The following is a 21,322-nucleotide window of genomic DNA, read 5'->3' on the forward strand; positions in this document are numbered from 1 at the left end:
TTAAAGGAGGAATTTACCGTGTCATTAACAAGTGAAAAAGTAAATATTCCTATTGAAAAGCTGAAATGGATGTACGAAACAATGGTAAAAAGCCGCTATTACGAGGACACCATGGTGGAAGCCTATAGTGAAGGTAAAAAACCAGTTTTTAATATTGGTGCAGGACCGGTTCCTGGAGAAATGCATCTAAGTACAGGACAGGAGCCTGCAGCTGTTGGGATATGTGCTCATTTGAAAAAAGAAGATACCGTTACGGCTCCGCACCGCCCGCATCATCATGCAATTGCAAAAGGTGTGGATTTAAAGAAAATGACAGCAGAGATGTTCGGAAAAGTGACAGGGCTCGGAAAAGGAAAAGGCGGTCATATGCATTTATTTGATCCGGAAGTGAAGTTTTCCTGCGGAGGTATTATAGCAGCAGGGATACCCCATGCGGTTGGAGCAGCACTTGCGGCAAAGAAAAAAGGTCAAGACTGGGTAGCGGTTGCATTTGTTGGTGAAGGGGCCGCAAATGCCGGCGGTTTCCATGAGTCACTGAATCTAGCAGCCGTTTGGAAATTACCGCTCATTGTCGTGGTGGAGGATAACTCATATGGAATTTCTGTCTCAAAACAGGATTCAACAGCGGTTGATTCAAATGAAAAGCGGGCTGCAGCATATGGAATTGCCGGAGCACATGTCTCTGGTAATGACCCAATTGAAATGTACAAGGTGTCGGAAGAAGCCGTTAAGCGGGCACGCAATGGTCAAGGTCCTACCATTATTGAAATTGAAACCTATCGGTTCTTAGGCCACTTCCAAGGAGATCCAGAGCTATACCGTGATAAAGACGAAGTGCCTAATCTTCGAAAAATAGATCCTATTATTAAATTGAAGGAATTAATCTTGGCAGAAGGTGTATCTACAGAAGAGGAACTTGAGGTTTTAGAGGCGATAGCGAAGAAAGAAGTAGATGCGGCCTATGCCTTCGCGAGGGAAAGTGCTGATCCAAAACCGGAAGATGCTCTAGAGGATGTTTTTTCAAAATAAAAAATCTCAGGGAATTGAAAGGAGAATCACAATGGAAACATTAAAAATGCGGATGTTAACTGGAAATAAAGCGATGGCCGAAGCAATTGCCTTAGAAATGGAAAGAGACCCAAGTGTGTTCGTGCTTGGTGAGGATGTTGGAAAATATGGAGGTATATTCGGCTCGACTCAAGGTCTGTTTGAAAAATTTGGCCAAGATCGTGTAATGGACACTCCGATATCTGAAACAGCCTTTATTGGGGCGGCAATCGGAGCAGCTGCAGAAGGGCTCCGTCCAATTGCAGAATTAATGTTTGTCGATTTCTTTGGTGTATGTATGGACCAAATTTACAATCATATGGCGAAAATTCAATATATGTCCGGAGGTAATGTCAAGCTTCCAATGGTTCTGATGACGGCAGTGGGCGGCGGGTACAACGATGCTGCACAGCATTCGCAAACCCTTTATGCTACCTTTGCTCATATGCCTGGACTAAAGGTTGTGGCACCATCGACTCCATATGATTTAAAAGGGATGATGATTTCGGCTATTCGTGATGATAACCCGGTCTTATTTATGTTCCATAAAACACTACAGGGCCTTGGCTGGATGGACCAGCTTGATGCCTCCATTTCACATGTACCGGAAGAGGCTTACACGGTACCACTTGATAAGGCAAAGGTTGTTCGTGAAGGGAAGGACGTTACGATTGTAGGGCTGCAAATGACGATGCATTATGCCTTAGAGGCTTCAGCAAGACTTGCAAAGGAAGGGATTGAAGCAGAAGTCATTGATTTACGTTCCCTTGCTCCAATTGATAAAGATACGATATTAAATTCTGTAAGAAAAACACATCGCTTAATCGTGGTTGACGAGGATTATTTATCCTACGGTATAACAGCTGAAATTTCCGCTATTGTCGCTGAAGAAGCGCTGTATGAGCTTGAAGCGCCAATCAAGCGGATTGCGATTCCGGATGTACCAATCCCTTATAGCCGCCCATTAGAGCAATTTATCCTGCCTAGTGCTGAAAAAATCTATCAACAAGCAATTAAACTTGTAAACGAAGAATAGTCAGGGGGTTTCATTATGTTTGAAGTAAGATTGCCGCAAACATCAGAGGATGATTTAGAGAGTGTCATTGTTTTTTGGCACAAATCAGAGGGCGATACCGTCAATGAGGGTGATGTTCTTGTAGAAGTCCAAACCGAAAAAGCGGTGTTTGAAATCGAAGCGGAAGAAAGCGGCGTTTTGTATGAAATTCGTGTTCCAAGGAGTGAGGTTGCAGGCGTAGGACAGGTTCTCGCTACAATTGCTCCATCTGCGAGCACACCTATTGAAAAAATCGATCAACAGGAAAAAGTAGAAAGTACAGAACAGTCTTCCGAGTCTTCCCAGTTTGTAAAAGTATCGCCGAGGATTCGCCGCTTGGCTCGAGATCTGGGGGTAGATTTAGCAATTGTAAAAGGAACAGGCCGTAACGGGCATATTACGGAAGAGGATCTTCATCAAGCAGTAAAACAGGAAAGTAGACCAGATTTTAAATCGGTTCCTATTGTCGGGGTGAGGAAAACCATTGCCAAGCGAATGTCAGAGAGCCTTGTATCCACGGCGCAATTAACGGAAACTGCCTGGGCTGATGTGACCCTATTAGCCGAAGAACGAAGTCATAGAATCGATAAGGTTAGTTGGAATGATCTATTGTTATTTGCAGTTGCGAAATCGTTGAAACAAAACCCGAATATCAATGCTCATGTTTTTGAAGAGGAAATCCGTCAGTATGAGAAGGTTCATTTAGGGGTTGCAGTTGACACCGAGGATGGACTTTATGTTCCTGTAATTAAAAATGCCGATGAGTTAAGTTTACTTCAATTACGCGATCGTGTCCGTGAACTAGTGGAAAAAGTGATTCAACATCGGATTACCCCCGAGGAGCTTTCCGGTGGGACCTTTACTGTAACAAACCTAGGCAGTTTTGGAATTCAATTTTTTACCCCAATCCTAAATCTGCCTGAAGCAGCGATTCTTGGTGTTGGAAAAATCGAAACCGATCTAACTTTGAAAAATGGCCAAATTACGGAGAGGAAGAGACTGCCACTAAGCTTAACATTTGATCATCGTGCGATAGATGGGGCACCTGCAGCAAAATTTATACAAACGTTAATTGGCTATCTTGAGGAACCTGCTAGACTATTAGATGAGGTCTTAGCTAAATAATAGATAAAAAACGATTGAGGATGATCCTCAATCGTTTTTTCGTTAAAAGATATATATATGAGTCTTTATAGTTCGTATGCCTTTCCAATTAAGCACAGGATTGCATATATATAGAACAAGGAGAGATGGTATATGAAAATCAATCAAAAGTTTATCCCTGCTTCCAATACTTTTACTCGCCCTGGCATTAAAATGAATCCCGAATATATAACGATCCATGAAACGGATAATACCGCTAGAGGTGCAGACGATGCTGCCCATGCTAACCTTCAATATAACGGTAATACTAGACAAGCTTCCTGGCATTTTACAGTTGATGATGATTCTATTTACCAATCGATACCGACTGACGAAGTAGCATGGCATGCGGGAGATGGAGATGGACCAGGGAATATGTCATCCATCGCCATTGAAATTTGTGTCAATCGTGATGGTGATTTTACTAATGCGGTTGAAAATGCGGCGTGGCTAACCAAACATTTAATGGGGGAATTAAGAATCCCTATTTCTAATGTTGTCCAGCATCACCACTGGAGTGGTAAAAACTGTCCAAGATATTTGCGGAGTGGTGAAAAAGGAGTCGATTGGAACGATTTTTTAGAGATGGTTAAAGGTGAAAAAATCAATAAATCGGATACCCCGAAAAAGGTCAGCAAGGAGGAATATAAAGGCGACAGTATTGTTGATTACCTGAATAGTCTCGGTGAAGATTCTAGCTTTTCGAATCGTGAGAAATTAGCCGCAAAATACGGTATAGGGAATTATAAAGGCACTGCAGAACAGAATCTAAAACTATTGGATATTTTAAGAGACAGAAAGTCTAAAACGGGGTCATCAGATAAAGGTTATAAGGGCAACAGCATTGTTGATTACCTCAATAGCATTGGAGAAGATTCAAGTTTTTCCAATCGTGCAAAACTAGCAGAACAATATGGTATAAAGAATTACACAGGCACTGCAGCACAAAATCTAAAGTTACTGGACATTCTTAAAAGATGATTCTGAATAAGAGGAAGTCAAAAATAGAGCTGCTCACGAAACAGTTCTATTTTTGATAGGCATTCGATAACGGGAGATAACTATATTATTTTCTACTTTCATTTTTCATAAAATTCTGTTACAATCACTCGAAATAGGGGGTGTAATCATGGCTGGTAATGTAACAGAATTACTTGGTGCTCCATATGAAAATTTAATTGAAGCCCAAGTAGATAAAAGTCCAAGCGAAATTGTTATTTCGAGTAATGGTGGCGAAACCTACTACATAGTAACGCCTGAAGTATATGATAGCGATCTTAAACAAGAAGGATTCGAAATCGTCGTGTCTGCCGGAGAGTAATTTACTCTCTGGTTTTTTTGTGGTTATTTTTTGAAGTTTTTTACTATGAATATCGGAATTGTGATACTAGTCTCTATCATCATGCGACAATATATTACAATACTATTACATTTGGTTAACAGTTTTCGACATAATCTAGCAATCTTCCCAAATAGTAAGTAAACTGGAAAAGTGATTATATAGATAGCGTGGGGGAGAAAATGAAAAAGAAACTTTTGTCATTAGTAGCAGCTACAGTAATTGGGACTTCTTTATATAGTACTTCAGCCATGGCCATGAATATCAAGGTTAAAAAGGGAGATACCTTATCTAAGTATTCCAAGCAATACCATATCTCAGTTGCAAAAATAAAATCAGCAAATAAATTAAAAAATGATCGAATCTTTGTCGGGCAGAATCTTAATATTCCTGTAAAAGGAAATACTGTTGCCAAACAGAGCACTACTCCGACTTCATACATATATACAGTAAAAAAAGGCGATACTCTCTCAGCAATCGCTAAAAAATACCATACAACTGTAAAACAATTGAAGTCATTAAATAATCTGAAATCAGATTTTATCCGACTTGGCCAAAAACTTAAAGTCAGCGGCAAAATGACCACTCAATCGATTAAAACGAATGAAACTACAAGTTCTACCGTGAAAGAATTAAATACAGATAAATTGATACAGGATGCCAAAGCAGTGATTGGAATCCCTTACAAATGGGGAGGAACGACAACAAGCGGCTTTGATTGCAGCGGTTTTATTTACTATGTAATTAACAAACAAAAACCTATCTCTCGTCAGACGGTTGCTGGTTATTGGAGCATGATGAAGCCGGTATCTACTTTATCGGTTGGTGATTTTGTTTATTATGAAACGTATAAATCAGGTCCTTCGCATATGGGGATTTATGTTGGAAATGGAAAGTTCATTCACTCCGGTTCAACTAAGGGTGTTGAAATTTCCGATATGAATAATTCTTATTGGAAGCCTCGGTACCTAGGTGCAAGGCATTTATAGTTTATTAAAGGAACTCTTATTTACAGTAAGAGTTCCTTTTTATAGGTGAAGTGATCGTTTTTTATTGGCTGGTTAAGGCAGAGAAATCTGTTGCTTTGCTCAAATCCTTTTCCGATATGGTAACATTCGCCTTTTTAAATTCAGCTTTTAAAACAGTTGCAATCTTTTCCTGCGTGACCTTTGTTTCTTTGACTTGATCTGTAAGGGTATTTTTCATTTGTGCGAATGATTTTTTCGCTTTTTTATCTGTCAATTGAATAATATGGTATCCATATTGAGTTTTGACCGGGTCACTGACTTCTTTTAGTTTTAAAGCATAGGCTGCTTTTTCAAAATCCGCGTCCATCTCACCAGTTCCAAACCACCCAAGATCACCGCCATTTGAAGAACTTGCTGGATCTTGTGAATATTTTTTCGCCAAATCTTCAAATTTTTCGCCTTTTTTGAGTTTAGCTTCCACTTCATCAGCAGTTTTCTTATCGTTCACTAAAATATGACGGGCGCGAATTTCTGGCTTGTAACTAGCGTATGCATCCTTTAATTCTTTATCGTTAACTTTAAGGGTTTTATACACCGCTTTCTCCTCTAAAAGATTTAGCTTCACTACGTTCCTATAGTCAGACTCATCTTTGTAGCCGTATTGCTGTAAAGTGGTTAGAAATTGATCACCCAGTTGTTCTTTTACTTTTTTAACCTCCGCATCAATTTCAGATTTAGTAACGGTATATTCTTTAGACAAAACTTTTTCAACAGCAAGCTCTTGAAGTGTCTGTGTTCCATACTTTGTTTTCATTGCTTGATATAATTCATCTTGTGAGATATTTCCTGAATCGGATTTCATGAGGGTACTATTGCTGCAAGCAGACAATCCCAGTGCACTGATCATGATACCTGTAAGAATCCATTTCTTCATTCTTTCACTCCTAAAATTTGTAATCTATTAGATGTTAAAAACTATATTAATGAATGAATATGAATAAATGATGAACAGGTTAAGAAGAATGTAAGAAGAAATTAAGAAATAATTTATGAGATTTTAATAGAAATTTAAGAAAATAGCGGGACCAAATTTAAACAATAAAGGAGTAGTTTTATTGTGAAAAAAAAAAAGCGATGTATTAGCTTAAAAATAACATCGCTTTTAATTATTTCCTTAGACGCTTCCATTTGTGGAGCAGTAGTTTTTTGTCGTTGCACAACATTTATAATAGAAACTATCTAAACGAAGCAGGGGTCATTAAAATAAATTACTTCGGTTAAGATCAAATTTCCGCCCATTTCTAGCATCGCATCTCTAGCTTCTTTTTCTGTAGAAAATTCGTATATTTTAATACTTTCCTCCGTATGCACGGTGATTACCCACATTTAAAATGTCTCCGTTTCTTCTTAATTTTTTATGAATTAGAAATTAAAAGTAGAAAGTTAATTTGCTTGAGCAGCTAGTTCTGAAATTTGATAATTTTTCTTTGTAAAAACGGAACCCTCTAGGATGGTTCTTGCTGTACGGACTACCTTTATTGCACTGATATGGCCGGCAAACAAGTCCACCTTTGTTTCCATAATTCCGGCAGGATGGGCTAATCTAACCACTTCATGGTTAAGAGTCACAATATCAGACAAAATGGTATCCTTTAGGAAAGCAGCTGCCGTTGTACAAATCGCACCTGTAATCGCAAGTGCTTGATGCGGCTTTTGCATGGACATCATTCGGATTGTCAGGTCCATTTCAGAAGCATTTCTATTAATACCAGTATTATCAATATACTCCATAGGGGGTGCAATGATGGTCATTTTTGGTACGGCTGGAGACTTTTTAGTTGCATCTTCTTTTTTAGAAAAGTAGCACATTTCAGCTGCTGTAGATCTAATTTCTTCTAATTCCCTTAATTTTTCGGGAGAATACTCATGTGGCAATTCATTTCCAATTAGCCCCACATCCTGTGCTCTGACAAAAACAAGTGGATTGGCAACGTCAACTATCGAAATGGGTATGGTTCCATTTTTAGTTTCAATCCAGTCCACTGATTTTCCGGTTGGAAAAAGCTTTCCTGTTACAGCCCCCTCTGAGCGGGTGAAGGAAAGGTAAATAGGGGAACCTGTCCCCGGAACACCAGGGATTGAACATCTTCCTTCTGTTTGGACCTTTCCATTCTTTACTTCCACTTCAGCTATAATTAACTTGTTGGTATTCGTATTTAATATTCTAACTTTCGTAACGGGTTCTATTTTTGGCACAAGCCCTTGTTCAATTGCATAGGGTCCTACAGCAGAAGAAATATTGCCGCAATTACCATTAAAATCAACGAATTGGTTTTCAAGGCTTATTTGTGCAAATGTATATTCAATGTCTACACCTTGAATAGAAGATTTTTTAATAATAGCAGCTTTACTGGTTAAGGAATTTGCACCGCCAAGCCCGTCAATTTGCCTTTGATCGGGACTGCCCATTATATCAAGAAGAAAGTCCTCCCAAATAGCACGATTTTCAGGCATGTGCTCATAATTGAGAAATACTCCTTTACTGGTTCCACCACGCATAATGACAACTGGGACTTTCATGTTACAAAACCACCTTTTTGATTTTTTGAAAAATTGTTGTTCTTTTGAAAACATAGTATGATAAACTAGATCATAAGTAAAATAGATAATTTTGTGGGAAAATATAAAAATTTTTTTATAATCCTATGAATGGAGGATTCCTATGGATGAGAAAGATTGGGTCGCGATCAAGGTTTTGTTCGAAGAAAAGAATATTAGCCGGGCATCGGAGCGCCTGTATATTTCACAGCCTGCTTTAACATACAGGTTGAAGAATTTAGAAAAAGAGCTTGGTACTGAATTGTTTTATAAAATAAAAGGCGGAATTGAATTTACTTCAGAAGGTGTCTATTTAGCTGATTATGCAGAAGAAATGATAAAAAAACTTCAGCAAACGAAAGATTACATACTGAATATGAAGGAGGAGGTAAGGGGAACATTGCGATTAGGAGTATCGAGTAACTTTGCTCAATATAAGCTTCCTAAACTATTAAAGCAATTCTCTACCGAATATCCAAATGTTCAATTTAGTGTTAATACGGGTTGGAGTACCAGTATTATGAACCTACTAAATTCTTCAAGTGTGCAATTGGGGATACTGCGTGGAAATTACGATTGGTATGGAGCCAAAACGATGCTCCACGAGGAAAGGCTTTGTCTTATTTCCAAACGTGAGGTTGATATAAATAAATTACCAGAACTTCCCTTTATTAATTATCAAACCGACAGTTCCCTAAAAAATCTAATCAACGGCTGGTGGCACGATCGTTTTTCAGAACCTCCGCTCGTAACTATGGAAACTGATCGCCAGGAAACCTGCAAAGAAATGGTTAAAAATGATTTAGGGATTGCGATATTGCCTGAAATTTGTTTACAACCATCTGATAATTTATTTACATATGGATTGTCTTACAAAAATGGTACACCTGTTTTAAGAAGTACGTGGTTAATGTACAACAAAGACGAATTGCAGCTAACAACTGTAAAAACCTTTTTAAATTTTTTAAACCAAAATCCAAATTTATAAAAATAGTACAAGGAAAGCTATACTTTTTCTTGTACTTCACTCTTTTAATCGCTTGCAATAAAAAAATCTAACTTGATTATAAGTTTTTTTTTAGAAAATCTTAAAAAAATATATATTTTACTTATTTTGATTGCTGAAATATTCTAAAAATATAGTTTTCAGAGATAAGAAGATTGGAAAGAATCTTTATCTTTTTTCTCTGAGTTTGTAAGCGATTTCTTTTATGGAGGGGATTTATATTATTACTTTTTTAGGAGTTTCAATGGTTGTCGTATTTACTTACTTGATTATGTCAAAGCGATTATCTCCGGTCATAGCCCTTGTGGTGGTTCCAATTGTCTTTGCATTAATTGGAGGTTTTGGCTTAAAGCTGGGGGATATGATGATGGAAGGTTTAAAGGTTGTCGCCCCTTCAGCAGCGCTATTATTGTTTGCAATACTGTTTTTCGGGATTTTGATTGACGCAGGATTGTTCGACCCGCTTATTAAACAAATGTTGAAATTCGTAAAAGGGGATCCAGTAAAGATCGCCATTGGTACTGCGATTATTGCCTTGTTAGTTGCTCTTGACGGAGACGGTACCACTACACACATGATTACGATTTCAGCAATGCTGCCCTTATATTTACGATTGGGCATGAGTCCACTAGTACTTGGAACTATATCAATGCTTTCTGTCAGTATAATGAGTGGTATGACTCCATGGGGAGGTCCTGCAACAAGAGCAATTGCCTCGTTGGGTTTAGATGCCAATGAATTTTTCCTCCCGCTCTTACCTACCCTGTTTGCGGGGATAGGAAGTATCCTGGTTACGGCCTATTTTCTGGGAAAAAAGGAACGGAAGAAAATTGGTATAATAACTATAGAGTCACCGTACAGTAACCTTTCTGCTATTCCTGAAGCAGCTATCGCGATTGAGATGCCAGGAAATATAAAGCGTCCTAAACTGATATGGTTCAATCTGCTGTTAACAATTGCGGTAATGGTCGTTTTGGTAATGGGAATATTACCGGCTCCGGTGCTATTTCTTATTGGTTTTGTTTTAGCTTCCATGATTAACTATCCAAACTTGGAACAACAAAAAGAGCGGATAATGGCACATGCAGGAAATGCTTTGACGGTTGTTACACTCGTTTTTGCAGCGGGGATCTTCACGGGTATTTTTTCTGGAACAAAGATGGTGGACGCAATCGCTCATTCACTCGTTTCAATTATTCCAGATTCTTTAGGGTCATTTTTTCCTGCAGTAGTGGCTCTGACAAGTATGCCGTTTACTTTCGTTTTATCAAATGACGCCTATTATTTTGGAGTGTTGCCAATCTTGGCGGAAGCGGGCTCCGCATATGGGGTAGACCCATTAGAAATCGCCAGAGCTTCCGTATTAGGCCAGCCAGTACACTTTTTAAGCCCGTTGGTAGCCTCTACACTGCTATTAGTAGGAATGATTAATACCGACCTAGGAGAGTTCCAGAAGGCTGCATTTAAATGGTCTGTCTTCTGCTCTTTAGTTATCATTATCGTTGCTGTAGTAACTGGTGCATTGAGTATTTTTTAATATAGAGAAAAACAGAGCTGTTTACAAATTTGTAAAGCAGCTCTGTTTTTTCTATATTAATGATGGTTATTTTATTGTGTGACAAATAATTTTTACAATGGTTTTTGCAAAATTGAAAACGGTAAATAAACGGGTGTCATTTAGAAACTGTGATGCTGGTAATGGATCAATATAGTTGATCATACTTTTGATATGGTAATCTCCCACTTTAGGTAGAATTTTTTCAAGGGCACTCCCAGGAGCGAGTGGTCCTTTGTTAAAATAAATAAAACCGACTTGGCTTTTTTCTCCCAAACATGCATCAATACTGATAATCAACGGCTTTTTATGCTGCTTCTGGATGTCTTTCAAAATATCCTTTAAGTTAAAGGCATGAACGGGTTCTTTCAAGGTGCCGTATACATGATAAGGAACATGACTTTCTCTAAGCATCGTACCCACTAGAGGTCCTAGTGAGTCTCCAACATATCGATCTGAGCCAATACATAGAAAAACAATTTCTCTATTGTCAAGCATAGAGCGTGTGATGATTTCTTCCATAATTTCTGAAGAGACCTCAATTTCTTTTTCTTCTATCAATTCCTTCGCTTTGATTTTAAATAAAGTGTTCTCTTGTTCTGAGTTTCCTTGATTATTAAAAAAAGGACACATTTCACTTCCCCCAAATGGCATGTAACGTATTGTTTTAAATGTATTTAAAACAATTATATCAACTTAAGCTTCTTTCAAGTAAGTTAAACTTTGGTATGATGGGAAGAATTCTTTTTGATATCCCAATCTCACAACAATTCGAAAAGAAATATTAGAATTAAATACAGTTTCGGCTTTTTATAAATTTCTGAAAGAATTTTATTTAGAAAGCATTTCATAACTCACGAAATTTAGTTATAGTAGAAAGAATTAGTTATTTTAAACTGTAAGTTTCAATGAATAAAAAGAAAAATCTTGAATTTTCAGGAAAATAGATTGACACATTTTATCGAAAAATGATATAAACACAATAAGAATTTTAATAAATAAACGTATTAAAGTGAAAAATAATTCTAGTATGAGGGAAAAATAGGGGGAGTTACATCATGGGACAACGTAGTAAAATTTTAGACTGTACGATTCGGGATGGAGGTTTGGTTAATAATTGGGATTTCAGCGTCGAATTTGTACAAGACCTGTATAATGGCTTAAGTGAAGCAGGCGTTGAATATATGGAGATTGGTTACAAAAACTCACCAAAGCTCCTTAAAGCAACGGAGCCCAATCCATGGAGATTTCTTGACGATAACTTTCTGAAAGAAATCATTCCTGAGAAAAAGTTTACGAAGTTATCTGCTTTAGTAGATATTGGTCGTGTAGACCCTAATGACATCCTGCCGCGCGAACAAAGTGTTCTAGATATGATCAGAGTAGCTTGCTATATCAGAGAAGTGGACAAGGGCTTGGAACTTGTTAAAATGTTTCATGATTTGGGGTATGAGACTACTCTTAATATCATGGCTTTATCAAGTGTTCCAGAAAAGCAACTCATTGAAGCTTTTGAATTGGTACGAAACAGTCCTGTAGATGTCGTGTATATCGTTGACTCCTTTGGAAGCTTAGATCCTGCTGATATTGAGCATCTCGTGAAAAAGTTTAAAGACTTGGTTCCTAACAAGGAACTTGGAATTCATACACATAACAATATGCAGTTAGCGTTTGCCAATACAATCGCTGCAATGCGAAGCGGAGTTACTTTCTTGGATTCCTCTGTTTATGGTATGGGTCGTGCAGCCGGTAACTGTCACACAGAGCTTCTTGTTAGCTACATCCAAAAAACAAGCTACGAGCTTAAGCCTGTTTTAGGTATTATTGAAAAACATATGCTGGAAATGCGTCAAAAGTGGGAGTGGGGCTATATCATTCCTTACATGATTTCTGGTGTTCTGAATGAACATCCACGTGTTGCAATGGCATACCGTAATACAGCGGAACGTGATAAGTTCGTTGATTTCTATGATAAGGTCACGTCACCAGAAGTGGAATTGGCGACAGTTTCAAAATAGTGGGATTGCAAAAAGTACCTTTTGATTAAGGTGCTTTTTTTCTTTATTCGAAGTTCTTTTTCTAGTTGAAAGGGTAAAAAACGCTTCTCTAACTTTTAATATAACCCCACATACAGCATGGTTAATTAGCGGTAATTTAATGTTTTTACTATTGTATATTAAGTTGAGTATTGAACAAGATAAGAAAGTCTTCTGGGTAAGATTAGGATTACTATTTTTAGTCATGTGGGTTAATTATTTTGTTAATTGAGGTGAGAATAACATGCCAATGTTGGATGTTAATGGGGGTACCCTATATTTCAATGTTAAAGGAAAAGGGATTCCTATTGTATTTATCCATCCTCCTGTACTCACTTCTTTTAACTTTGAATACCAAATAGAGGAATTATCAAGATACTATCAAGTAATTACTTTTGATATTAGAGGTCATGGAAATAGTCAGTATTCAAGTAAACCAATTACCTACTCGCTTATTATAAGTGATATAAAACAACTATTAAATCATCTAAAGGTAAAAAAAGCATTTATTTGCGGCTATTCTGCTGGTGCATCGATCGTTTTAGAATTTTTGCTGACTTCTGAAGACCAAGCTTTAGGAGGAATTGTAATTAGCGGTATGTCTGAGATTAGTGATTGGAGGCTAATGAAAAGAATTTCTTTTGCAATTAAGCTTGCTAAGGCTGGGGCTGTATCTTTTTTGGCATGGTCTGTATCTTGGAGCAATTCAAATACTCAAAAGCAATTCATCAAGATGTTTATTGATTCCAAAAAAGGTGATGCGAGGAATATCCAGCAATATTACGAGTATTGTTTGCACTATAATTGTACCAATCAACTAGAGAACATTCATATTCCAATTATCCTGATTTATGGGGAGCAGGATAAGCAATTTTATGATTATGCCCAGCTATTACATGAGAAATTACCATGTAATGAATTAAAGTTCATTGAAAATGTAGACCATCGGATTCCAACAAAAACCGCAGATGCATTAAATAAAATAATTAGTCAGTATATTAAAAAACATTATTTGGAAAAATAATGTTCACTTGTGCTTATCATGATTTTGTAAGGTTTAACCAATCTACATGTAGTAGCGTCATTACATATTATTGTAACCCTATAATGAATGCAGCTGAAAAAAACTGAGGTGAATTTTTATGGATGTTAAGCTTTTTCGGGCAATAAATTTTCTTTCTGGTCGTTCGTTAATGTTAGATAAAATGATGATATTCATTTCAAACAGGATTCGATTTGTCTATATTCTTATTTTAATCATTATGTTCTTTAAAAGACAGGAATATAGAAAAATGGCTATGGATGCAGCAATCTCTATCCTTATCAGCTTAATAATAAATATATTCATTAAGTTATTTTATTTTAAGCCGCGGCCATTTTTAAAAAGAAGTGTAGGAATTCTTATTCCCTCAAAAATGGATTCGTCTTTTCCAAGTAAACATACCCTACTTGTTTTTGCAGTTTCAACTACGATCTTTTTTTATCATCGTTTCCTTGGAGTAATAATGGGGGGGATGTCTTTCCTTACAGGGTTATCTCGCATTTGGGTAGGACATCATTATCCATCTGACATTATCGGTAGCGCCTTTCTAGGATCTCTTATAAGTCTTTTCGTCCACAAATTATCACTTTTTCAAAAGTAAATTTTTTTGGCTTAGGAGTTGGAATGAAATCTTCCTAATTCTTTTTGCAACTAGTTTGGAAGGGAAAAGTAATGCAATAATTGTACCGGCTAAGGTTAATAGTAATATAAGAAAGTGCTGAAAAAAGCCCTAACATTTTTTGTCAGGGTCGAAGATAACTTAATTTATTGTTGTTTGTACTGAGGTTCCTCACCTTGAATTTCTTGAAGGCGTGGTTCAAGGCTATCAAGAACGGATTGCGTTTGTTGTGCAGCTTGTTGATAAAGTTGCTTTGCATTTTGGTTGTCTGTAGCTAAAGCAAAAGTTTCGAAACTTGCCTGGGCACTTTTTAAACTTGCTAATGCGGTTTGAACTTGTTTTCCAACTGTCATTTTACTCCTTCTTTCGAAAAAAATTGAATTCACAAAAGTAGTATGCGAAATACTTGTAAGGTTATGCATGGTGATTTCAAATTCAAACGAAATTAAATCCTCTCTTTTTCAGTAATTTAATTTTCAATAATTTAAGTGTTTTTTAATGAGTGGTATAGCATGTGAGTTATCAGATATACGCTAAACAAAAAAAGACCAGTGTGGTCTTTTTTAAGAGAATTTAGTTGTTACCCCATACGCTTTCAGCAATTTTAACAATGTGCTTAATCTTATCCCATTGTTCCTCTTCTGTTAAAACGTTTCCTTCTTCCGTGCTGGCAAATCCGCACTGAGGGCTTAATGCCAAGTTTTCTAATGGAATCGATTGACTTGCTTCTTTAATTCTTGCCTTAATCACTTCGGGATCTTCTAATTCCGGGAATTTAGAGGTAATTAAGCCTAATACAACGGTTTTGTCATCTCGTTTAAAGCTTTTAAGTGGTCCAAAATCACCTGAACGATTATCATCATATTCCAAGAATAATCCATCAACATTTAAGTTAGCAAAAATAGCATCCGAGATTTGATCGTATCCACCGCTCGTTATATAAGTAGAGCGGAAGTTTCCGCGACAAATATGCATTGTGATTACCATATCTTCAGGCTTCTTAGAAATGGAATCATTTAAACAACTTACCCTCGAATCAATGATATCCCGTACGTCCTTGCCAATTTTTTCAACGACTGCTTTGATCCGATCTTCCGAAACAAAATCAATCCAGGAAGTATCGTCTAATTGTAAATAACGGCAGCCCGCATCATAGAAAGCTTGAATGGCTTTTTGGTAAGCCGTTACTGTATCATGGTAGAACTGTTCTGTGTCGCCATTGTAAAACTCATCGCCCTGAATTCTTGTGAATAACATATTGGGGCTTGGAATGGAAAACTTAGCAACTTGAGTTCCATCACCGTATTGATCAACGGCATGCTTTAGGAATTTGAAGTGCTCTAACATATAATGACCATTAAAGTCGATTTTACCAACTACCTTGATGGCCTTATTTTTTGTTTTGGCACCTTTGAAGTTACTTACATACTCCGCTTCAAATTCCTCAATACCCTCTAAACCTGCTAAAAAGTCTAAATGCCACCATGCACGTCTAAACTCACCATCCGAGATGGATTTAAGGCCCACCTCAATTTGTTTCTGTACCAGTTTCTCAATTTCTTTATCCTCTATCACCTTAAGGGCTGCATAATCAATTTCCTCGTTTGCATATGCTTTTCTTGCTGCTTTAATAGGTTCAGGTCTTAGAAAACTACCGACATGATCAGCTTTAAATGGAGCTTTTACTAATGTTTTGGTCATAAATATTTTCCTTCTTTCTATAAAAATGGCTTTGTTAAAGAACAATGTTGATTTTTAAACAGCGTTGATTGGAGCGGAAATCAACAACCAAGTTTAACACAGCCATAAAAATAAAAACCCCTCTTCATAAATAAGAAGAGGGGGGCATAAACGTAATGGATTCTCTTCTTATCTTCTAGCAAAACGCTACTGGAATTGGCACAGTACAAAAAGTCTGCTGCCGAGGTTTCAAAGGGCCAGTCCCTCCACCTCTCTTGATAAGAATATTCTAAAAAATTTAACTAATATTTACCTTACACCTGTTCTAGTATTCTGTCAATAAATTTGTGATATATTTAACAAAGTGATGTAAGATATTTAAAGCCCTTGCTTCCGTCCAGTTTTAATTCTCTTAAGGGCTGTCTTTGTTTATGTAATGAAAATGCTAAAACATAAAAACCCTCCAAAAGGAGGGAAATCGTACTCCAATATGAAGCTATTTAATCTTGCTGTACGATCAAGGATTATTATTTTTCACCTTGTTTCCAGTCCAAATCGCTAAAATTAGAAGGATGACTCCAAATATGATGCTGTTCCATAAGGCGCCGGTGTTGTCAGTAAAGTTGTATACCCACGGGGAGAAAAATACCCATATACCAATTAAACCTGTAAGCCAAAGCTGCCACATCAAATATCGACCCCTTCCAAAGAAGATTCGAATATTGGAGTACTTACAATATCTTATTCATCTTTTTTGAAAAACATAACCTTAAACGTTCAAAACAATTTTTAGACCGTCTTCAGCAATTAAGAAAAAAAACGTAATTCATTGCATACAATTTTACACATGCCTTGGCTATTCATTATTGTTAATATGAGAAATTCAGTTTAAAATGTCTCAATGTTGTGACATTGTCTGGAGGTTAAGATATTTGAAGAATCAAAGAGTGAATTCGATATTGTTATTATTTGTGGTGTTTGGCGGCTTTTTTATCTTTGGTTTATCGGAAAATGTAAAAGGCCCGGCGCTTCCGTTCATGCAATCCGAATTCAAACTGCATGAATCTCAGCTTGGTTTCCTACTTGCCCTAAATTCTCTCGGATATCTGCTGGCTTGCTCATTTACATCAAGTCTATCCAATAAAATCGGAATTAAATGGACAGGAATCCTTGCATTTGCTTCGATGGCATTTTCGGGTATATTGATGTTTTTGTCTAAGGGGTATACATCATTAACACTATCTTATTTTATGTTATATCTGGGAAACGGTATCCTCGAAATTGGTCTTGGAATTATGGCTGCCCGCATTTTTACTAAGAACACGGGGACGATGATGAACCTTTCCCATTTTTTTTATGGACTTAGTTCAATCGGGGCACCTATTTTGGGTGCTTCCATGATGGGATGGAATATTCTAAATGGGGAACTTGGCTGGCGTGGTATGTATTTAATGATTCTTTCTCTTTCCATTTTGCCCATCCTTCCTTCACTTTTCGGAAGGTTTCCAGAAGATCATCATAATAAGGGGGAATCTACATCATTTCGTGCCTTGGGTCGGGATCCGATTGCCTGGATGATTGTAGCCATCCTTTCATTTGGGGTAGTGTCTGAAATATCAATTGGTAGCTGGCTTGTATATTATCTGGAAAATGCATATGATTGGTCATTAAATAAATCTTCGGGAATGCTTTCGTCCTTTTTTCTATTCTTTACCCTTTCAAGGCTGTTTGCCGGACCCATCACGGATAAAATTGGCTATACCCTTTCCATTATGATTTTTTCTGCTTTTTCAGGTGTATGCAGCCTTGCAGCTGTGTTCAGCGGAGAAAAAGGTGCGATTCTCTTTGCGATTGCAGGAATTGGGATTGCTCCAATCTATCCTACTGTAATGGCACTTCTTGCCAAACAATATTCTAAAGGAGTAGGGACAGCGATCACCTTTACGGTAACTCTCTTGGGGATATCAAGTATTATTGGAAATTTACTTGTCGGCTTTATCATTGATTTTTTCAATCGAGTATGGGGGCAGAGGAGTACAGGAGGTGAGCTAATTGGCCTTCAGGCTGGTTATGTGTTTATCGCAGGATTGGCAATACTATGCTCAATTTGCAGTATGTTCTTATATAAAATTCTCCGAAACCGAAATAAGGTTGTTGGGAAGGAAAAAGGTTCAGAACTGAGTTTCTGAACCTTTTTCATTTTTAGATGGAGAAAGATATAAATTCACTAAAAAAACAAATATTAATAATGGAATAAATTTTGGAGGTACTTAGAATGAAAAAATATCGTTTTCCCGAAGGGTTCCTATGGGGAGGGGCTACTGCGGCCAATCAAATAGAAGGCGGCTTTAATGAAGGGAACAAAGGACTAAATATTGCCGATGTCCTTCCAGGTGGAAAAGAGCGGTATAAAATTTTACTAAACCCAGGTTTTGATTTTGAGATCCACCCTGATCAATATTACTATCCAAATCATGAAGCAATTGACTTCTACCATCGTTATAAAGAAGATATTGCCTTGTTTACCGAAATGGGGTTCAAAGCCTTCAGGATGTCGATTGCCTGGACGCGGATTTTTCCAAACGGCGATGAGGTAGAGGCGAATGAGGAAGGGCTGGCATTTTACGACCGTGTGTTTGGTGAATTGCATAAACACGGTATTGAACCAGTTGTAACCATTTCCCACTATGAAATGCCTCTCCATTTGGTAAAAGAATATGGCGGCTGGAGAAGCAGGAAAGTGGTGACGTTCTTTGAAAGATATGTAAAAACCATTTTTAACCGATTCAAAAATAAAGTAAAGTACTGGATGACGTTTAATGAGATCAATAGCAGCTTGGTGATGCCGATTCAAGGACTTGGTTTTTCCATTCAAAAAGAAGAGGATAAATACCAGCCGACCTTCCAGGCCTACCATCATCAATTTCTTGCCAGTGCGCTTGCGGTCAAAATGTGTCATGAGATTATTCCGAATTCTAAAATTGGGTGTATGATTCTTTTTGCACCTGTTTATCCCTTTGATAGCAATCCAGAAAATGTAATGTATGCCCTTCAGGAAGAACAGCTTTTCAATTACTATTGTGCTGATGTGCAAGTACGGGGTGAGTATCCGGCTTTTATTAGCCGCTACTTTAAAGAACATCAAATTGAATTAGAAATTGAAGAAGGAGACTTGGAATTAATGAAAGAAGGGACTGTTGATTATATCGGCTTTAGTTATTACATGTCCCGTACAGAGAAGAAAGCGAAGAGGGATGAGGATAGTTCGGAAGGGAATATTATTGGCGGCATTAGAAATCCCTTCTTAAAAACAAGTGACTGGGGCTGGGAGATCGACCCAGTAGGATTACGCATCACTTTAAACAAATTATACGACCGCTATCAGAAGCCGTTGTTTGTTGTCGAAAATGGCTTAGGCGCCTATGACAAGGTAGAAGAAGACGGCACAATCAACGACGACTATCGAATTAACTATCTTCGTGAACATATTCAAGCAATGGGTGAAGCAATAGAAGACGGGGTTGAATTAATGGGCTATACAAGTTGGGGCTGTATTGATATGGTAAGTATGTCGACAGGCGAGTTCTCGAAACGGTATGGGTTTATTTATGTCGACAAAAATGACGATGGCAGCGGTACATTAGAACGCAAAAAGAAAAAATCCTTCTTCTGGTATAAGGATGTCATCTCAACAAATGGAGAGAAACTTTAATACTTCAAAAAAAGTGTTTAAATCCAAATAGATTTAGGCACTTTTTTTGATACTTATAACGCCCTAACGGGTTGTTTAGTAACTTAAGGTTTTATTAAGGTTCCCCCATTAAGATGGAAAACAGTTAAGGGAATTTTAAATTTGGGGGAATTAACTTGAAAAAGAATTATACAAGAATTGTTCTGGATTTACTAATGGCAATCACTTTTGTGTTGTTAATGGATCCAAGGGTATTAAATGGTTTACCTTTTCATGAAGTGGCAGGTCTGGTAATCGGAGTAGCGATTCTTACACATATTGGATTGAACTATCGCTGGGTGATTAATACGACTAAAAAGATTTTCGATCCTAAACTTCCTAAAAAAACAAAATTTAGTTATTTGTTAAATATCTTGCTTTTAATTTCTATGGCTACAGTTATTATTACAGGTATCTTAATTTCTAGGATAGTTTTTCCAAGTCTTGCGGTACAAGGTGGACACTCGATTCGAGGAATCCACAGTTTCTCAGCAGACGCAACGCTTGCATTAGTGGGCCTTCATGTTGGGGTCCATTGGCAATGGGTAATGAGTATTTTTAAAAAGGCGTTTAAATCAAAAGAAGGAAAATTTAGAAAAGGTGTAATTGCATCAGTAGTCCTATCCATCGCCATTTTAGCAGGCGGAATTCAATGGTTTTCCGCAACAGCTTCTTCAAATATTGCTGATTTTGCACCTAAACAAGTACAACAAAGTGGGCAGACATCCAACATTGGGAATACAGGGATAACAACCAATACAGTACAGGGACCGCCTAGTGGAGATTTTCGTGAAGGAAAATTTCATGGAAAAGATGGACATGGTGGCAGCAGAAACCCGTTTCGTGATGTTCTAAATTATTTTGCGATTTGGGCAGCCATCATCATTCCTACCTATTATTTTGAAAAACGAAAACTAAAGAATAAACGAGAATCAAAAAACTTACATCTTCAAAATTCATGATCAAGGTTCAACATCTATTGAAATCAATCATCTTTCACACGATTCAAGAAAAGTGAAAGACGGCACACTTTATATTGCCATAAAGGTTCTAGCCCTGCTATTAAAGCAGGGCTATTTTTGTGGCATATTAAAATCCACGTGTGAACAAAATGAACAAAATATATTTTATTTATGAAAAAAACTTAATTTGGGAAACGTTTTCACTTCAGAATATTTTGATTATACTTTATTTGCAATTAAAAGAGGTAAAAACAATCTTGAAGGGGTGGAAAACTTATGTGGATCATTACTGTCTATTTAAAAGAAGAAATTACTATGTTTGAATTTAATACCGAAAAAGAAGCAAGAGAAACTTTGGGCAAAGTACAAGGTTATAAGGTTCTTTCTGAGGTTATTTACTATAACGACATTGAAAATTCACTGCAGCTTGTACAAACATAATTTGTATCGTAATAAGTCTGTGTACCCCCTTTTGCTTTGTGTAGAAATTTAAAGCAGGACAAATATCCATTTTTAATTGACATGTTGTATTACCATTTCCTT

Annotated in this window: 22 protein-coding genes and 1 riboswitch; of the genes, 15 read left to right on the top strand and 7 right to left on the bottom strand. The window is 37.2% G+C overall.

Annotation, left to right across the window (positions count from 1 at the left end; all coding sequences use genetic code 11):
* Positions 1-69: 69 nt before the first annotated feature.
* The 6 genes from ACFQZ9_RS07065 (at position 70) to ACFQZ9_RS07090 (ending at position 5,572) form a co-directional block, all read left to right on the top strand.
* Positions 70-1,029 (top strand): thiamine pyrophosphate-dependent dehydrogenase E1 component subunit alpha, encoded by a 960-nt coding sequence (locus ACFQZ9_RS07065; RefSeq protein WP_198311357.1) that lies wholly within the window; start codon positions 70-72, stop codon positions 1,027-1,029.
* A gap of 31 nt (positions 1,030-1,060) precedes the next feature.
* The gene (locus ACFQZ9_RS07070; RefSeq protein ID WP_498942904.1) at positions 1,061-2,083 is read left to right on the top strand and encodes an alpha-ketoacid dehydrogenase subunit beta; all 1,023 of its coding nucleotides are present in this window, start codon (positions 1,061-1,063) and stop codon (positions 2,081-2,083) included.
* A 15-nt stretch (positions 2,084-2,098) separates the two neighbouring features.
* On the top strand, positions 2,099-3,226 hold the full coding sequence (locus tag ACFQZ9_RS07075; RefSeq protein ID WP_498942905.1) for a dihydrolipoamide acetyltransferase family protein: 1,128 nt from the start codon (positions 2,099-2,101) through the stop codon (positions 3,224-3,226).
* A 132-nt stretch (positions 3,227-3,358) separates the two neighbouring features.
* Positions 3,359-4,225, top strand: a complete 867-nt coding sequence (locus ACFQZ9_RS07080; protein ID WP_498942907.1) for a peptidoglycan recognition protein family protein — start codon at positions 3,359-3,361, stop codon at positions 4,223-4,225.
* Between the two features lie 148 nt (positions 4,226-4,373).
* Positions 4,374-4,565: a hypothetical protein gene (locus ACFQZ9_RS07085; protein WP_498942909.1), complete on the top strand. Its 192-nt coding sequence runs from the start codon at positions 4,374-4,376 to the stop codon at positions 4,563-4,565.
* Between the two features lie 200 nt (positions 4,566-4,765).
* On the top strand, positions 4,766-5,572 hold the full coding sequence (locus tag ACFQZ9_RS07090; RefSeq protein ID WP_498942911.1) for a C40 family peptidase: 807 nt from the start codon (positions 4,766-4,768) through the stop codon (positions 5,570-5,572).
* 61 nt (positions 5,573-5,633) lie between these two features.
* On the opposite strand, the gene ACFQZ9_RS07095 is transcribed toward ACFQZ9_RS07090, so the two are convergent.
* The 3 genes from ACFQZ9_RS07095 to ACFQZ9_RS07105 form a co-directional block, all read right to left on the bottom strand.
* Complete coding sequence (locus ACFQZ9_RS07095; protein WP_498942912.1) at positions 5,634-6,485, bottom strand: peptidylprolyl isomerase; 852 nt, start codon at positions 6,483-6,485, stop codon at positions 5,634-5,636.
* Positions 6,486-6,790: 305 nt separating this feature from the next.
* A complete protein-coding gene (locus tag ACFQZ9_RS07100) occupies positions 6,791-6,937 on the bottom strand; it encodes a hypothetical protein (RefSeq protein ID WP_198311295.1) in 147 nt (48 codons plus the stop codon).
* Positions 6,938-6,994: 57 nt separating this feature from the next.
* Positions 6,995-8,131, bottom strand: coding sequence for a 2-methylaconitate cis-trans isomerase PrpF family protein (locus ACFQZ9_RS07105; RefSeq protein ID WP_498942914.1), 1,137 nt, complete (start codon positions 8,129-8,131; stop codon positions 6,995-6,997).
* Positions 8,132-8,273: 142 nt separating this feature from the next.
* On the opposite strand from ACFQZ9_RS07105, the gene ACFQZ9_RS07110 reads away from it, so the two are divergent.
* Positions 8,274-9,137 (top strand): LysR family transcriptional regulator, encoded by an 864-nt coding sequence (locus ACFQZ9_RS07110; RefSeq protein WP_498942915.1) that lies wholly within the window; start codon positions 8,274-8,276, stop codon positions 9,135-9,137.
* A 238-nt stretch (positions 9,138-9,375) separates the two neighbouring features.
* Positions 9,376-10,692: a CitMHS family transporter gene (locus tag ACFQZ9_RS07115; RefSeq protein WP_498943599.1), complete on the top strand. Its 1,317-nt coding sequence runs from the start codon at positions 9,376-9,378 to the stop codon at positions 10,690-10,692.
* 66 nt (positions 10,693-10,758) lie between these two features.
* On the opposite strand, the gene yyaC is transcribed toward ACFQZ9_RS07115, so the two are convergent.
* Entirely contained in the window at positions 10,759-11,343 is a 585-nt protein-coding gene (gene yyaC, locus ACFQZ9_RS07120) for a spore protease YyaC (protein WP_498942917.1), read from the bottom strand.
* Between the two features lie 425 nt (positions 11,344-11,768).
* Between yyaC and ACFQZ9_RS07125 the strand changes: the two genes are divergently transcribed.
* The 3 genes from ACFQZ9_RS07125 (at position 11,769) to ACFQZ9_RS07135 (ending at position 14,389) form a co-directional block, all read left to right on the top strand.
* The gene (locus ACFQZ9_RS07125; protein WP_498942919.1) at positions 11,769-12,728 is read left to right on the top strand and encodes an aldolase catalytic domain-containing protein; all 960 of its coding nucleotides are present in this window, start codon (positions 11,769-11,771) and stop codon (positions 12,726-12,728) included.
* 262 nt (positions 12,729-12,990) lie between these two features.
* Positions 12,991-13,770 (top strand): alpha/beta fold hydrolase, encoded by a 780-nt coding sequence (locus ACFQZ9_RS07130; protein ID WP_498942921.1) that lies wholly within the window; start codon positions 12,991-12,993, stop codon positions 13,768-13,770.
* Between the two features lie 118 nt (positions 13,771-13,888).
* Positions 13,889-14,389, top strand: a complete 501-nt coding sequence (locus tag ACFQZ9_RS07135) for an undecaprenyl-diphosphatase (RefSeq protein ID WP_498942923.1) — start codon at positions 13,889-13,891, stop codon at positions 14,387-14,389.
* A 164-nt stretch (positions 14,390-14,553) separates the two neighbouring features.
* On the opposite strand, the gene ACFQZ9_RS07140 is transcribed toward ACFQZ9_RS07135, so the two are convergent.
* From ACFQZ9_RS07140 to ACFQZ9_RS07150, 3 genes are all read right to left on the bottom strand, one after another.
* Positions 14,554-14,760, bottom strand: coding sequence for a DUF1657 domain-containing protein (locus tag ACFQZ9_RS07140; RefSeq protein WP_198311301.1), 207 nt, complete (start codon positions 14,758-14,760; stop codon positions 14,554-14,556).
* Positions 14,761-14,980: 220 nt separating this feature from the next.
* Positions 14,981-16,108 carry a 5-methyltetrahydropteroyltriglutamate--homocysteine S-methyltransferase gene (locus tag ACFQZ9_RS07145; RefSeq protein WP_498942924.1) on the bottom strand — a complete coding sequence of 376 codons (1,128 nt, stop codon included), beginning with the start codon at positions 16,106-16,108 and terminating at the stop codon, positions 14,981-14,983.
* Between the two features lie 165 nt (positions 16,109-16,273).
* Positions 16,274-16,372: riboswitch (SAM riboswitch) on the bottom strand.
* A 232-nt stretch (positions 16,373-16,604) separates the two neighbouring features.
* Positions 16,605-16,775: an SPW repeat protein gene (locus ACFQZ9_RS07150; RefSeq protein WP_327838968.1), complete on the bottom strand. Its 171-nt coding sequence runs from the start codon at positions 16,773-16,775 to the stop codon at positions 16,605-16,607.
* A gap of 244 nt (positions 16,776-17,019) precedes the next feature.
* Between ACFQZ9_RS07150 and ACFQZ9_RS07155 the strand changes: the two genes are divergently transcribed.
* The 4 genes from ACFQZ9_RS07155 (at position 17,020) to ACFQZ9_RS07170 (ending at position 21,220) form a co-directional block, all read left to right on the top strand.
* Positions 17,020-18,276, top strand: a complete 1,257-nt coding sequence (locus ACFQZ9_RS07155; RefSeq protein WP_498942926.1) for an MFS transporter — start codon at positions 17,020-17,022, stop codon at positions 18,274-18,276.
* 86 nt (positions 18,277-18,362) lie between these two features.
* Positions 18,363-19,799 carry a glycoside hydrolase family 1 protein gene (locus ACFQZ9_RS07160; RefSeq protein WP_498942927.1) on the top strand — a complete coding sequence of 479 codons (1,437 nt, stop codon included), beginning with the start codon at positions 18,363-18,365 and terminating at the stop codon, positions 19,797-19,799.
* Between the two features lie 155 nt (positions 19,800-19,954).
* On the top strand, positions 19,955-20,779 hold the full coding sequence (locus ACFQZ9_RS07165; RefSeq protein WP_498942929.1) for a DUF4405 domain-containing protein: 825 nt from the start codon (positions 19,955-19,957) through the stop codon (positions 20,777-20,779).
* 276 nt (positions 20,780-21,055) lie between these two features.
* The gene (locus tag ACFQZ9_RS07170) at positions 21,056-21,220 is read left to right on the top strand and encodes a hypothetical protein (protein WP_198311307.1); all 165 of its coding nucleotides are present in this window, start codon (positions 21,056-21,058) and stop codon (positions 21,218-21,220) included.
* The last annotated feature ends 102 nt before the right edge of the window (positions 21,221-21,322 follow it).

It is taken from the genome of Neobacillus sp. GCM10027624 (assembly GCF_042675345.1).
Taxonomy (GTDB): domain Bacteria; phylum Bacillota; class Bacilli; order Bacillales; family Cytobacillaceae; genus Neobacillus; species Neobacillus cucumis_D.

What these genes read in the sequence shown, in the direction of transcription:
- ACFQZ9_RS07065 (WP_198311357.1), top strand. Translation starts at nt 70, where the DNA reads ATGTACGAAACAATGGTAAAAAGCCGCTATTACGAGGACACCATGGTG.
- ACFQZ9_RS07070 (WP_498942904.1), top strand. Translation starts at nt 1,061, where the DNA reads ATGGAAACATTAAAAATGCGGATGTTAACTGGAAATAAAGCGATGGCC.
- ACFQZ9_RS07075 (WP_498942905.1), top strand. Translation starts at nt 2,099, where the DNA reads ATGTTTGAAGTAAGATTGCCGCAAACATCAGAGGATGATTTAGAGAGT.
- ACFQZ9_RS07080 (WP_498942907.1), top strand. Translation starts at nt 3,359, where the DNA reads ATGAAAATCAATCAAAAGTTTATCCCTGCTTCCAATACTTTTACTCGC.
- ACFQZ9_RS07085 (WP_498942909.1), top strand. Translation starts at nt 4,374, where the DNA reads ATGGCTGGTAATGTAACAGAATTACTTGGTGCTCCATATGAAAATTTA.
- ACFQZ9_RS07090 (WP_498942911.1), top strand. Translation starts at nt 4,766, where the DNA reads ATGAAAAAGAAACTTTTGTCATTAGTAGCAGCTACAGTAATTGGGACT.
- ACFQZ9_RS07095 (WP_498942912.1), bottom strand. Translation starts at nt 6,485, where the DNA reads ATGAAGAAATGGATTCTTACAGGTATCATGATCAGTGCACTGGGATTG.
- ACFQZ9_RS07100 (WP_198311295.1), bottom strand. Translation starts at nt 6,937, where the DNA reads ATGTGGGTAATCACCGTGCATACGGAGGAAAGTATTAAAATATACGAA.
- ACFQZ9_RS07105 (WP_498942914.1), bottom strand. Translation starts at nt 8,131, where the DNA reads ATGAAAGTCCCAGTTGTCATTATGCGTGGTGGAACCAGTAAAGGAGTA.
- ACFQZ9_RS07110 (WP_498942915.1), top strand. Translation starts at nt 8,274, where the DNA reads ATGGATGAGAAAGATTGGGTCGCGATCAAGGTTTTGTTCGAAGAAAAG.
- yyaC (WP_498942917.1), bottom strand. Translation starts at nt 11,343, where the DNA reads ATGTGTCCTTTTTTTAATAATCAAGGAAACTCAGAACAAGAGAACACT.
- ACFQZ9_RS07125 (WP_498942919.1), top strand. Translation starts at nt 11,769, where the DNA reads ATGGGACAACGTAGTAAAATTTTAGACTGTACGATTCGGGATGGAGGT.
- ACFQZ9_RS07130 (WP_498942921.1), top strand. Translation starts at nt 12,991, where the DNA reads ATGCCAATGTTGGATGTTAATGGGGGTACCCTATATTTCAATGTTAAA.
- ACFQZ9_RS07135 (WP_498942923.1), top strand. Translation starts at nt 13,889, where the DNA reads ATGGATGTTAAGCTTTTTCGGGCAATAAATTTTCTTTCTGGTCGTTCG.
- ACFQZ9_RS07140 (WP_198311301.1), bottom strand. Translation starts at nt 14,760, where the DNA reads ATGACAGTTGGAAAACAAGTTCAAACCGCATTAGCAAGTTTAAAAAGT.
- ACFQZ9_RS07145 (WP_498942924.1), bottom strand. Translation starts at nt 16,108, where the DNA reads ATGACCAAAACATTAGTAAAAGCTCCATTTAAAGCTGATCATGTCGGT.
- ACFQZ9_RS07150 (WP_327838968.1), bottom strand. Translation starts at nt 16,775, where the DNA reads ATGTGGCAGCTTTGGCTTACAGGTTTAATTGGTATATGGGTATTTTTC.
- ACFQZ9_RS07160 (WP_498942927.1), top strand. Translation starts at nt 18,363, where the DNA reads ATGAAAAAATATCGTTTTCCCGAAGGGTTCCTATGGGGAGGGGCTACT.
- ACFQZ9_RS07170 (WP_198311307.1), top strand. Translation starts at nt 21,056, where the DNA reads ATGTGGATCATTACTGTCTATTTAAAAGAAGAAATTACTATGTTTGAA.